The organism is Phaeobacter sp. CECT 5382, assembly GCF_001457775.1.
Taxonomy (GTDB): Bacteria; Pseudomonadota; Alphaproteobacteria; order Rhodobacterales; family Rhodobacteraceae; genus Pseudophaeobacter.
Map to the genome: position 1 here is coordinate 18,453 of NZ_CYSG01000001.1, position 13,652 is coordinate 32,104.

General features: G+C 59.3%; 8 protein-coding genes. 7 read left to right on the plus strand and 1 reads right to left on the minus strand.

Features of this window, described 5'->3' with window-relative positions:
* Nucleotides 1-42: 42 nt before the first annotated feature.
* Entirely contained in the window at nt 43-3,555 is a 3,513-nt protein-coding gene (gene dnaE, locus PH5382_RS00105; protein ID WP_058332323.1) for a DNA polymerase III subunit alpha, read from the minus strand.
* 401 nt (nt 3,556-3,956) lie between these two features.
* Between dnaE and xdhA the strand changes: the two genes are divergently transcribed.
* From xdhA to PH5382_RS00140, 7 genes are all read left to right on the plus strand, one after another.
* The gene (gene xdhA, locus PH5382_RS00110) at nt 3,957-5,318 is read left to right on the plus strand and encodes a xanthine dehydrogenase small subunit (protein ID WP_058332639.1); all 1,362 of its coding nucleotides are present in this window, start codon (nt 3,957-3,959) and stop codon (nt 5,316-5,318) included.
* 14 nt (nt 5,319-5,332) lie between these two features.
* The gene (xdhB, locus tag PH5382_RS00115; protein ID WP_058332640.1) at nt 5,333-7,663 is read left to right on the plus strand and encodes a xanthine dehydrogenase molybdopterin binding subunit; all 2,331 of its coding nucleotides are present in this window, start codon (nt 5,333-5,335) and stop codon (nt 7,661-7,663) included.
* Nucleotides 7,653-8,597 carry a xanthine dehydrogenase accessory protein XdhC gene (gene xdhC, locus PH5382_RS00120; RefSeq protein WP_058332324.1) on the plus strand — a complete coding sequence of 315 codons (945 nt, stop codon included), beginning with the start codon at nt 7,653-7,655 and terminating at the stop codon, nt 8,595-8,597. Before xdhB ends, xdhC begins: the two co-directional genes overlap by 11 nt.
* Nucleotides 8,594-10,111: an ABC transporter ATP-binding protein gene (locus PH5382_RS00125; RefSeq protein WP_058332325.1), complete on the plus strand. Its 1,518-nt coding sequence runs from the start codon at nt 8,594-8,596 to the stop codon at nt 10,109-10,111. The genes xdhC and PH5382_RS00125 overlap by 4 nt, the downstream gene beginning before the upstream one ends.
* 45 nt (nt 10,112-10,156) lie before the next feature.
* Complete coding sequence (locus PH5382_RS00130; protein WP_058332326.1) at nt 10,157-11,239, plus strand: ABC transporter permease; 1,083 nt, start codon at nt 10,157-10,159, stop codon at nt 11,237-11,239.
* Nucleotides 11,239-12,159: an ABC transporter permease gene (locus PH5382_RS00135; protein WP_058332327.1), complete on the plus strand. Its 921-nt coding sequence runs from the start codon at nt 11,239-11,241 to the stop codon at nt 12,157-12,159. Before PH5382_RS00130 ends, PH5382_RS00135 begins: the two co-directional genes overlap by 1 nt.
* 76 nt (nt 12,160-12,235) lie before the next feature.
* On the plus strand, nt 12,236-13,312 hold the full coding sequence (locus PH5382_RS00140; protein WP_058332328.1) for a BMP family ABC transporter substrate-binding protein: 1,077 nt from the start codon (nt 12,236-12,238) through the stop codon (nt 13,310-13,312).
* The last annotated feature ends 340 nt before the right edge of the window (nt 13,313-13,652 follow it).

Genomic DNA, 13,652 nt, shown 5'->3' on the forward strand with positions numbered 1-13,652 from the left:
AATCGCGTCCACACCGCCGCTCCAATCCGCATCTCCTACTGTCTAGATCTCTTCGACCTCCATGACCCCTTCCAGCGATTTGATCGCCCCCTTGATCTGCGGGTTGATCGGAAAGGCCTGGCCCAGATCCATCTCCACATCTCCCGGCAGGCCCGGGTCCTGCAGATATAGAAAGACGTCACCAGCGCTGGCATTGCGGGCGGCGGATTTGGCGTCTTCGAGTACCGTTGCCACGGTCGCCACTGCCGCCGCATCATCCAGATAGATCCGCAGCGAGCTGCGCCCGGCATCGGCAATGGCGCTGTCCACCGGCCCGGCAGACCGCATCAGCAGTTTCAGCTGGTCGCTTTCCATCGTGGCCTCGGCGGTGATCACCACCTTGGAACCCGTCTCGAGGAATTCGCGGCTTTTCTCCAGCACGTCGGAGAAAATCGTCACCTCGTAGCCACCGGTGGTATCCGACAGCTGCGCAAAGGCAAACCGGTTGCCGCGCGCGGACTTGCGCTCTTGCCGCCCGGCGACGACACCGGCCATCTTGGCCATAAACGGTCCGCGCTCTGCTTTTACCATGACCTCATCCAGGGTCATCACATCCTTGCGTTTCAGCGCGGGCATGTAGTCGTCCAGCGGATGGCCCGACAGATAAAACCCGATCGCCTTGAACTCCTCAGACAGCCGCTCAGCTGGCAACCAGTCAGGGGTGTTGGTCAGGCGCGGCTCCGGCAAATCATCGCCCGCCTCGCCAAAAAGCGAAACCTGATTGGAGTTTTTCTGCTCGTGGATGGCGGCGGAGTAATTCACCAGCCCCTCAAGGCTGTCAAAAATACGGCGGCGATTGCGGTCCAGCTGATCAAAGGCACCTGCGCGGGTCAGCATCTCAAGCGGTCGCTTGCCGACTTTTTTGAGGTTCACCCGGCGGGCAAAGTCGAAAATATTGACAAAGGGGTGTTCGCGTCCGTCCTCCTGCCGCGCCTCTGCCACCAGCCGCATCACATCCAGGCCTACGTTTTTCAGCGCGCCCAGCGCATAGACCAGCTCACCATTGACCACATTGAAGGTCGCAAGCGAGCGGTTCACGCAGGGCGGCACATAGGGCAGCCCCAGCCCTTTTTTGACCTCTTCAAAATAGACCGCCAGCTTATCCGTCAGGTGGATGTCGCAGTTCATGACGCCCGCCATGAACTCCACCGGGTGGTTCGCCTTGAGCCAGCCGGTCTGGTAGGAAACTACCGCATAGGCCGCCGCGTGTGATTTGTTGAAGCCGTAGTTCGCAAATTTCTCCAGAAGATCAAAGACTTCCGATGCCTTCTTCGCAGGCACGCCGTTTTCAGCCGCGCCCTTTTCGAACTTGGGCCTTTCGGCGTCCATCGCCTCTTTGATCTTTTTACCCATGGCGCGGCGCAATAGGTCAGCACCGCCAAGCGAATAGCCCGCCATCACCTGGGCAATCTGCATCACCTGTTCTTGATAAACGATGATGCCTTGGGTTTCCTCAAGGATATGGTCGATCAGCGGGTGCACCGACTCGATCTTTTTGAGACCGTTCTTCACCTCGCAATAGGTCGGGATGTTCTCCATCGGCCCCGGACGATAGAGCGCCACCAGCGCCACGATATCCTCGATACAGGTAGGCTTCATGCGCTTGAGCGCATCCATCATACCGGTGGATTCCACCTGGAACACCGCCACCGTCTTGGCCGAGGAATAAAGATCATAGGTGGGCTTGTCATCCAGCGGGATGGCGTTGATCTCGTTCACTGCCCCTTCGGGCGGCTCATACAGCGGGGTGCCGTCGGCCCCGGTATGCAGGTCGCGCCCTGACTGTTTGATCAGATCAACTGCGTTTTGAATCACCGTGAGGGTCTTCAGACCCAGAAAGTCGAACTTGACCAGCCCGGCCTGTTCCACCCATTTCATGTTGAACTGGGTGGCCGGCATATCCGAACGCGGATCGCGGTATAGCGGCACCAGCGCATCCAGTGGGCGATCTCCGATCACCACACCCGCCGCGTGGGTGCCGGCAGACCGTAACAGCCCTTCGACCTGCATGCCGTATTTCAGCAGACGGTCCACCACAGGCTCGTTCTTGGCCTCTTCCTGCAGGCGCGGCTCTTCCTTGAGACTGTCGACGATCGACATCGGCTTCACGCCTTCGACCGGGATCAGCTTGGACAGCCGGTCCACCTGGCCATAGGGCATCTGCAGAACCCGCCCCATGTCGCGCACCGCCGCCTTGGACAACAGCGCGCCAAAGGTGATGATCTGGCCGACCTTGTCGCGGCCGTATTTCTCCTGCACGTATTTGATCACCTCTTCGCGGCGATCCATGCAAAAATCGATGTCAAAGTCAGGCATCGACACCCGTTCCGGGTTGAGGAAGCGTTCAAACAGCAGCGAGTAACGCAGCGGGTCAAGGTCAGTCACGGTGAGCGCATAGGCCACCAGCGAGCCCGCACCCGAGCCTCGGCCCGGCCCTACTGGGATATTGTGGTCCTTGGCCCATTGGATAAAGTCCGCAACGATCAGAAAGTAGCCCGGAAAGCCCATGCCCTCGATAATGCCAAGCTCGAAATCGAGCCGTTCCTGATATTCGGCGACACTGACCGCGTGCGGGATTACCGCAAGACGCTGCTGCAAGCCTTCGTTGGCAATACGACGCAGCTCTGACACCTCATCATCGGCGAACTTGGGCAGGATGGGGTCGCGCAGATAGGCCTTGAAGGCACAGCGCTTGGCGATCTCTACCGTGTTTTCAATTGCCTCGGGCAGATCCGCAAACAGCGCGACCATTTCTTCCTGGCTTTTGAAGTAATGCTGGGCGGTCAGGCGACGGCGCGGCTCTGACTGGTCGACATAGGCACCTTCGGCGATGCAGATCATCGCGTCATGGGCCTCGTACATCTCTGTATTGGGGAAATAGACGTCATTGGTCGCGACCAGCGGCAAATCCATCGCATAGGCCATCTCGACATGGCCACGTTCGCTCAGCTTTTCTGCCTCAGGCTGGCCGTCCTCGCCCGGATGGCGCTGCAACTCCACATACAGCCGATCCGCAAAAATCTGCTTGAGGCTCTGCATCAGCTCTTCGGCGGCTGGGCGTTGCCCCTGACGCAACAAACGCCCCACAGGGCCGTCCGGTCCCCCGCTCAGGCAGATGATATCCTCTGAATGTTCTGCCAGCTCCTCCAGCGTGACATGCGGAAGCTCACTCCCCTGACGCAGATAGAGGCAGGAGTTGAGCTTCATCAGATGCTCATAGCCCCGCTCGCTCTGCGCCAAAAGCACCAGTGGTGCCGGTGGCACGGGACGTTCTCCGGGCGCGGGCTCGGTATAGCGCAGATCCACCTGACAGCCGATGATCGGCTGCACCCCTGCCCCGCTGGCGGAGACAGAGAATTCAAGCGCCGAAAACAAGTTATTGCTATCGGTCACCGCAATCGCGGGCATGTCGTGTTTTTTGCACAGATCCGGCAGCTTTTTCAGGCGCAAAGCCCCTTCAAGCAAAGAGTATTCGGTATGGCTGCGCAGGTGAATGAATCGAGGAGCATTGGTCATGTTGGCCAAGCTATCCGATCACCGCCGCAAGGATAAGAGCCGATCTGACAAACCAGCCTCCTCGCAGACATGTGCAGCATGCCAAGACACTTTGCAGCCTTCGCGAGAAGCATGAAAAGCCCGACCATTATCAAAGGCGTTTTGAAAGTCTTACTGTCAGCCCCCGATATTTCGCACAACTCCTTGCAGGAAGTGCTTTAAAAATAACAGCATGCACCTGTATACGGCAATATTGTTGCGCCCATGGAATTCTGCACCGCAGAGTCGCTTTTTCTTGCCAGAGCGAGGCAGAGCTTCCTAGGCTGGGGTAAGCAAGCATAATAAAAACGCCCGCTATTCCTTCTACGTCGCATCGAAGGTCTGGCACCGGGGGGAACCAAGTAAGGCGACGGGTTTCAATGATGACAATCACCTTTCATTTGAACGGTGAAGAAGTTGTGCTGCAGGATTTCGATCCCGCAGCAACACTGCTTGATTTTTTGCGCGAAGAGCGCGGACTGACCGGCACCAAGGAAGGCTGCAACGAAGGTGACTGCGGTGCCTGCACCGTGATGGTAAGCGATCCCACCGGGGCGAAACCGCTGAATTCCTGTATCCTGTTTTTACCACAGCTGAATGGTAAATCTGTCCGTACAGTTGAGGGGGCGGCTGATACCGATGGCACCCTGCACCCAGTGCAGGACGCGATGATCACCCATCACGGCAGCCAATGCGGCTTTTGCACGCCGGGTTTTGTGATGTCGATGGTCACGGCCCACAAGAACGGCGCCACCGATCACGACGTGCAGCTGGCGGGCAACCTGTGCCGCTGTACCGGTTACGCCCCAATCATCCGCGCTGCCGAGGCCGCAGCAAAAGCCCCCGTTCCGCAATGGATCAGCAAAGAAACCCTACCCACAGCCACGCCAGCTGCCAATATGCCGCGCAGCGCGGATGAGCTGGCTGTCCTGTATGAGGCCAAACCCGAAGCGCGACTGGTGGCAGGGGCCACCGATCTGGGCCTTTGGGTCACCAAGGGGCTGCGCGATCTCGGTGAGATGATTTTTCTGGATGGCTGCGCCGATTTGAAAGAGGTCTCGGAGAATGAGCACGAGATCCGCATCGGTGCCATGGTCGATATGAATCGCCTGCGCGAGGTAATCACGCCGCTGCATCCCTCCTACGGGGAAATGATCCGCCGGTTTGCCAGCCAGCAGGTGCGCGCCGCAGCCACACTGGGCGGCAATATCGCCAATGGCTCCCCCATCGGGGACAATCCACCGGCCCTGATCGCCCTTGGAGCGCATCTGCACCTTCGTCAGGGTAACAACCGCCGCGTGATTGCGCTTGAGGATTTCTTTGTCGACTATGGCAAACAGGACCGCAAACCCGGAGAGTTTATCGAAGCCGTCAGTCTTCCACGACAAGCAGATCGCTTGCGGGTCTATAAACTGTCGAAACGCTTTGATCAGGATATCTCTGCCGTGCTTGGCGCTTTCAATGTCAGCGTGACGGATGATCAGATCACCGCCGCCCGCATCGCATTTGGGGGCTTGGCAGGCAGGCCAAAACGCGCCAGCCACCTAGAGGCTGCCCTGATTGGCCAGCCCTGGAATGAGGCAAGCATCGCAGCAGCAGCCGCTGAACTGGACCGCGACTTCAGCCCGCTCAGCGATATGCGCGCTTCGGCTCCCTACCGGCTGGAGACGGCCCGCAACATGCTGAGCCGATATTTTGCCGATCTGAACGGCACCGGCCAATCGGTTTTGGAGGTGCGGTCATGAACCTTGGAAAAAACCTGCCCGTTGGCAAGCCTCTGCCCCATGACGCAGCCAAACTGCATGTGACCGGCAAGGCGCGCTATGTCGATGACACGCCTTTGCCGCGTGGCTCCCTTCATCTCGCTTTTGGCCTGTCCACCATCGCCAAAGGGCGGATCACAGCGATGGATTTGGCTGACGTGGAGACCAGCCCGGATGTGGTTGCAGTCCTTCGCGCAGATGATCTGCCTTTCACCAATGACGTCTCGCCCTCGATCCATGATGAACCACTTTTGTCCGATGGCACGGTGCATTACCTGGGCCAACCGCTGTTTTTGGTGGTGGCAAAAAGCCATCGCGCCGCACGGGTAGCGGCGCGCAAAGGCGTGATCACCTATGCCGAAGAAGACGCACTGCTGACACTGGATGCAGCATTGGCAGCAGACAGCCGGTTTGAAGATGGGCCGCGCATCTACCAGAAGGGCGATGCCGCAACGGCCATTGCAGCGGCGCTGAATCAGATTGAGGGCACGTTTGAGCTGGGCGGCCAGGAACATTTCTATCTTGAGGGCCAGGCCGCATTGGCGCTGCCACAGGAAGATGGCGGCATGCTGGTGAATTCCTCCACCCAGCACCCAACCGAAATCCAGCATAAGGTGGCTGAGGCGATTGGCCTGCCAATGCATGCAGTGCGGGTCGAGACCCGGCGCATGGGCGGTGGGTTTGGAGGCAAGGAAAGCCAGGGCAACGCGCTGGCCGTTGCCTGTGCTGTGGCGGCGGCCCGGACCGGCAAGCCCTGCAAAATGCGCTATGACCGCGACGATGACATGGTGATCACCGGCAAGCGCCATGCCTTTCGGATCAGCTACCGTGCGGGCTATGATGATCAGGGCCGTCTGGCTGGGGTGGAATTCATCCATCTCGTCAATTGTGGCTGGGCCCAGGATCTGTCGTTGCCGGTGGCGGATCGCGCCATGCTGCACAGCGACAATGCCTATGCCATCCCTGCCATTCGCATCGAAAGCCACCGGCTGAAGACAAACCTGCAAAGCGCCACCGCCTATCGCGGCTTTGGCGGGCCGCAGGGTATGGTCGGGATCGAGCGACTGATGGATCATATTGCCTATGATCTGGGCCTGGATCCGGTCGAGTTGCGCCGACGTAACTATTATGATGCACCGGAAGAAGAGGGCTCGCCCCCCCGGAATGTTTCTGGAAAAGTGAGTTCCCGGGACAACACCACGCCTTACGGTATGGAAGTCACAGATTTCGAGCTGCATGCGCTGACCGATCAACTGCTAGAGAGTGCTGACTATCAGCGACGCAAGGCTGAAATTGCGGAGTGGAACAAGGGACAGTCCCACCTGAAGCGTGGGCTCGCCTTTTCACCGGTAAAATTCGGCATTTCCTTTACCTTGACCCATCTGAACCAGGCGGGCGCTTTGGTGCATGTCTATCAGGATGGTTCGGTGCATCTGAACCATGGTGGCACCGAGATGGGACAGGGGTTGTTTCAGAAGGTGGCGCAGGTGGCCGCCAGCCGCTTTGGCATCTCAATGGAAAAGGTGAAAATCACTGCCACCGATACCGCTAAGGTTCCCAATACCTCTGCTACGGCAGCCTCTTCCGGGTCGGACCTAAATGGCATGGCGGTCAAAGCCGCCTGTGACACCATTCGCGACCGGATGACTGCCTTTTTGGCCGAGCGTCATCAAACCCAGCCTTGTGCGGTGGTGTTTGACGGTGATCGCGTGCGCATCGGCGCTGAGGAGATCCCATTCGAGGCGGCAGCCAAGCAGTGCTATGAGGGGCGCATCAGCCTGTCAGCGACTGGTTTTTACAAAACACCGAGCCTGAAGTGGGACCGCATCAAAGGTGAAGGACGGCCTTTTTTCTATTTTGCTTACGGGGCGTCGGTGACCGAAGTTGTTGTGGACCGGCTGACCGGCGAGAATCGCATTTTACGCACAGATATCGTGCATGATGCCGGTGCTTCGCTGAATCCAGATCTCGATATCGGTCAGGTGGAGGGCGGCTATGTGCAAGGCGCGGGCTGGTTGACCACGGAAGAGCTGGTCTGGGATGGCAAAGGTGCTTTGCGCACCCATGCGCCCTCGACCTACAAGATCCCGGCCTGTTCTGATCGGCCGGATGTGTTCAACGTCGCACTTTATCAGGGTGAAAACCGCGAAGAGACCATCTATCGCTCCAAGGCCGTGGGCGAGCCGCCCTTTATGCTGGGGATTTCGGCCTGGCTGGCGCTGAGCAACGCCGTGGCGCAGTTTGGCGAAGGCTACCCTGCCCTGAATGCCCCGGCCACAGCCGAGGAGGTCTGGCGCTGCAGCCGGAGGCTGACAGATGGGATTTGATCTGCAGGAGTTGCGCGCAGCCGTCGCAAGCCACGGCAGGGTCACACGGGTGGTGATTGCCGCCATTCGGGGATCTTCGCCGCGTGAAGTCGGCGCTGCCATGCTGGTATGGGAGACTGGCCAGAGCGGCACCATCGGTGGCGGGGCACTAGAATACGAGGCGGCTCAGATTTCGCGCAGGCAAGGCGCCAAGTCTGGGCTCAGCACCCATGCGCTGGGACCAGACCTGGGCCAGTGCTGCGGCGGGTCTGTGACATTGCTGCGCGAAACCTATAAGGCGGCTGATCTGGAGCAACTGGACGCGCAGATCATTGCAAGACCGGTTGCGCAGACCGCCAGCCCCAAAGAACCTTTGGCCGTTAAACGCCTGCTGGCGCAGCTGCGCAATCAGGGACAACGGCCCGACCCACAGCTGATTGAAGGCTGGATGGTGGAGCCGGTGCATCTGCCACAAACAGATCTTTGGATCTGGGGCGCGGGCCATGTGGGACGCGCGTTGGTCGATGTGTTGGCGCCGCTGCCGGATCTGTCCATCACCTGGGTTGATACCGCCCCTGCGCGGTTTCCGGATCATATTCCACCCCAAGTTACCCGACTTCCCGGAGCTGATCCCGTTCTTTTGCTGCGTCATGCCCCGGTAAATGCACAACATTTGATCCTGACCTATTCCCATGAGCTGGATCTGGCGCTATGCCACGCCCTGCTATTGCATGGGTTCACCTTTGCGGGGCTAATTGGCTCGGCCACCAAATGGGCGCGGTTTCGCAGCCGGTTGGCGGCCCTGGGTCACGGCCCGGCTGAGATCGCCCGCATTACCTGCCCGATCGGCTCGCCAGCCCTGGGCAAACACCCGCAGATGATTGCGGTCGGCGTTGCAGCACAGCTGTTGGCGCAGACCGCTATCAAAGACATAAAAGAGGAGCGGCGCGCGTGACTGAGGTACTCTTGAGCCTGAAGGGCCTGACCAAGGCCTACCCCGGCGTGGTGGCCAATGATTCCGTCTCTTTTGACATTGGCGAAGGTGAGGTGCATGCGCTTCTGGGCGAAAACGGCGCCGGTAAATCCACCTTGGTCAAGATGATCTACGGGCTGGTGAAGCCCGACAGTGGCGAGATGACCCTGCGGGGCAAAGCCTTTGCTCCGGGAGAGCCCCGCCAGGCGCGTGCCGATGGCATCGCCATGGTGTTCCAGCACTTTTCCCTGTTTGATGCGTTGAATGTGGCCGAAAATATCGCTTTGGGGATGGAGAACCCGCCCAAGCTGCGCGATCTGGCGGCGAAAATTCGCGAAGTCTCGGAGACCTATGGGCTGCCGCTGGATCCTTATCGCACCGTGGGCGATCTGTCTGCCGGGGAACGTCAGCGGGTGGAGATTATTCGCTGCCTGCTGCAGGACCCCAAACTGCTGATCATGGATGAACCAACGTCGGTGCTGACCCCACAAGAGGTGGACATCCTGTTCCAGACACTGGAAAAACTGCGCGCCGAGGGTACTTCGATCCTGTATATCAGCCACAAGCTGGAAGAGATCCGTACACTTTGTGATCACGCGACCATCCTGCGGCTGGGCAAGAACGTCGGTGAATGCGTCCCGGCTGAGACCTCGGCCAGTGAAATGGCGGAACTGATGGTCGGATCGGCCCTGACCCCGCCTGAACGCGGCGACCGTGAATTTGGTGCGGTGGCGCTGGATATCTCGGGTCTGTCGGTGCCCTCGCCTTCGGCCTTTGGCACGGCGCTGCGCAATGTACATCTGACGGTGCGCCGGGGCGAGATCCTTGGCATTGGGGGTGTCGCTGGCAACGGCCAGGATGAGTTGCTGTCGGTTCTGTCTGGCGAGACCCTGACCGAAGCGGATGCAGTCAAGCTAGGCAAAGACCCGATTGGGCGACTGGGCCCTGTGGCACGCCGTGCACTCGGGGTGCTGGCTGCACCCGAAGAACGTCTGGGCCACGCTGCAGCCCCTGATATGAGCCTGACAGAAAACGCCATGCTGACCGGGGCCACTCGCGAAGGGCTGGTCAAGAACGGATTTCTCAAATGGGCGGCCGCAAAAGAGTTTGCTGAGCGCGTCATCAAGGAATTTGACGTGCGCACACCGGGGCCGGAAAATGCCGCGCGCTCGCTATCGGGCGGCAATTTGCAGAAATTTGTCATCGGACGCGAGGTGCTGCAACGTCCCGAGGTACTGGTCGTGAACCAGCCGACCTGGGGGGTTGATGCCTCTGCTGCGGCGGCCATTCGCCAATCCTTGCTGGATCTGGCGGCTGGCGGTGCGGCAGTGATTTGCATCAGCCAGGATCTGGATGAGCTGATGGAGATCTCCGACAGTTTTGCCGCCCTCAATGAGGGCCGCCTATCGGCGCCACGTCCGGCAGCTGGCCTGACGGTTGAAGAAATCGGCCTGATGATGGGCGGTGCCCATGGCATGGAGGTGGCGCATGTCTGATCTTTCAGCCCACAACAACAAAAAACGAGAACAGGGAGAGGCCGCATGATCCGGCTAGAGAAACGGCCACAGCCGTCAAAGGCCTGGTCACTGGCCACACCGCTGGTGGCGGTGCTGGCTACCATGCTGGCTGGCGGGCTTTTGTTTGCCATCCTTGGCAAGGACCCGGTCGAGGCCATTCGCACCATCTTCTGGGAACCGCTGTTTGGCGAGTTCGCCTTTTACTACCGCCCGCAACTGCTGGTCAAAGGTGCGCCGCTGGTGCTGATCGCCATTGGCCTTTCGCTGGGCTTCAAGGCCGGCATCTGGAACATTGGCGCCGAAGGGCAATATATCATGGGCGCGCTGTTTGGCGCCGGGGTTGGGCTCGCGTTTTACCCGCTTGAGGCCTGGTATATCTTTCCGCTGATGGTGATCGCTGGCGGCTTTGGCGGCTGGCTCTGGGCGTCGATCCCAGCCTATTTGAAAGTCCGCTTTGGCACCAACGAAATCCTCGTGTCGCTGATGCTGGTCTATGTGGCCGAACAGTTTCTTGCCTCTATGTCATTGGGCCTGATGAAAAACCCCGAAGGGTTTGGCTTTCCGGGCTCACGCAACCTGCAGCAATACGAGAGCGCCTATAACGCCGACTTGATCGCTGGAACCGGCATGCATTGGGGCGTGGTTGCAGCCCTGATCGCGGTGATCTTTGCCTATGTGCTGCTCAACCGTCACATGACGGGCTATCACATCCGCCTGACAGGTGAGGCGCCGCGTGCGGCCAAGTTCGCGGGAGTGAACCCATCGCGCCTGATCCTGTTCTGCCTTGGCACCTCTGGTATTCTCGCCGGTCTTGCAGGCCTGTTTGAGGTTTCTGGGCCCTCCGGTCAGGTCTCTATCGATTTTAACGTCGGCTATGGTTTCACCGCCATTATCGTCGCCTTTCTGGGCCGGTTGCATCCAGTGGGCATCCTGCTGGCCGGGGGGCTGATGGCGCTGACGTATATCGGCGGTGATATCGCCCAGGCTAACCTGCAGCTGCCGTCTTCGGCCATTCAGGTCTTTCAGGGCATGTTGCTGTTTTTCCTGCTGGCCTTTGACCTGCTCACCAATTTCCGCCTCAGCTTTGGCAAACCGGAGGTCGCGTGATGGATCTTTCTGCAATCAACCCCGTCCTGCTCATTGCCTCGCTCATGGTCGCGGCCACGCCGCTGCTGTTTGCCGCCATTGGAGAATTGGTGGTGGAGAAAGCCGGGGTTCTGAACCTTGGCGTCGAGGGTATGATGATCATCGGCGCCATCGCTGGCTTTGCCACTGCCGTTGAGACGGGATCGCCTTTGCTGGGCTTTGTCGCAGCCGCTGGGGCCGGCGCATTGCTCTCTGTGCTCTTTGCCATTCTCACGCAGTTTGCCCAGGCCAATCAGGTCGCCTCGGGCCTGTCGCTGACCCTGTTTGGTCTGGGTCTGTCAGCCCTCATGGGGCAGAGCTATGTCGGGGTAAAGCCGCCACAGATGGAAAAGCTGAACATTCCGGTGCTGAGCGACCTACCTGTTGTGGGCCCGATCCTGTTCGGCCATGACCTGATGCTCTATGTGGCAATCGCACTGATCGCGGCGGTCTGGGCCATGATCAAGTTCAGCCGCCTGGGGTTGGTTCTGCGCGCCGTGGGCGAAAACCACGATGCCGCCCATGCGCTTGGCTACAAGGTTGTTCGCATCCGCATTCTGGCGATCCTGTTTGGTGGTGCCTGTGCCGGGCTTGGCGGCGCCTACATCAGCCTCATTCGCGTGCCGCAATGGACCGAGGGCATGACCGCAGGCATCGGCTGGATTGCGCTGGCTTTGGTGGTCTTTGCCAGCTGGAAACCCTGGCGCGTGCTGCTGGGTGCCTATCTTTTTGGCGGCGTGACCGTTGTTCAGCTTAATCTTCAGGCCGCAGGCGTTGCCATCCCGGTAGAGTATCTGGCAATGTCGCCCTATCTGATCACCATTCTGGTGCTCGTCATTCTATCCGCCGATAAAAGCAGCGCCCCTGCTGCGCTTGGCCGCAACTTCCACGCTTCGCGCTAATCTTTGGCGCGCAGCACACCACTTGTCCGGGGCTGCCCCCGGGCACAATCATAATCAAAACGGGGGGATCCCTTTAATGAAACTGACGAACCTTTTGACCAGTGCTGCCATGGCACTGGGCCTTGCCACGGCTGCTGTAGCCGAAGACCCAACCAAAGTGGGCTTTGTCTATGTTGGCCCCGTGGGCGACGGCGGCTGGACCTATGAGCACGACCAGGGCCGCAAGGCTGTTGTCGCAGAATTCGGCGACAAGGTCGAAACCGTCTATGTTGAAAACGTCGCCGAAGGCCCCGACGCCGAGCGTGTGATCACCCAGATGGCGCTGCAGGGTGCGGATCTGATCTTCACCACCTCTTTCGGCTATATGGATCCGACCAACAACGTCGCCGCCAAATTCCCGGACGTGAAATTCGAGCACGCCACCGGCTATAAGCGCAATACTGAAAACGTTTCGACCTACTCGGCACGTTTCTATGAAGGCCGCGCGGTTCAGGGCACCATCGCGGGCCATATGACCGAAAGCAACATCGTCGGCTACATCGGCTCCTACCCGATCCCCGAAGTGATCCGCGGCATCAACTCTGCCTATATCCACGCCAAAAAGGTCAACCCCGACGTCGAATTCAAAATCGTCTGGGCCTTCACCTGGTTTGACCCTGCCAAAGAAGCTGACGCTGCCAAGGTACTGATCGAACAGGGTGCCGACGTGATCCTGCAGCACACCGATTCGACCGCGCCACAGGCCGCAGCACAGGCTGCTGGCAACGTGATCACCTTTGGCCAGGCCTCGGATATGGCCGAATACGGTCCCAAGCCACGCGTCTCCTCCATCATTGACGACTGGGCCCCCTACTACATCGCCCGCACCAAGGCCGTCATGGACGGTACCTGGACAAGCACGGACACCTGGGACGGCATCGGCGCTGGCATGGTTGGCATCGGCGAGATCTCCGACGCGGTTCCTGCTGAAGTGAAAGCCGAAGCACTGGCACTGAAAGCGGCCCTTGCGGATGGCTCTTACCACGCCTTCACCGGCCCGATCACCAAACAGGACGGATCCGCCTGGCTGGCCGATGGCGAGACTGCGGATGACGGCACCCTTGCTGGCATGAACTTCTATGTCGAAGGCATCGAAGGCGACATCCCGCAGTAAACAACTGCTACCTTCACCACCGAAAAGGCCCGCCCCAATAGGCGGGCCTTTTTTTGGGGGAGATGTCTAGAAAAAACACAATCGCACTATTCACACAACACAAGGGAACAATACTGCCGACCACCCGGAGTTTCTGAAGAAACGCACTGGGCGAATGTCCGCAGTGCGGACGAAGCCGCCCTTCACTTCACGTGCGCCAATGTCCGGTTTGGCAAACCGTTCAAAAACGGTCGTTTTTGGAGAGCCACTTTTGACCTTACAGCGAATACAATCTCTGGCATTTTGGTTGAATGGTTAGAGCTTCTCAATCAGCTGCGTATGGTTACTTATCGGAAGCGTA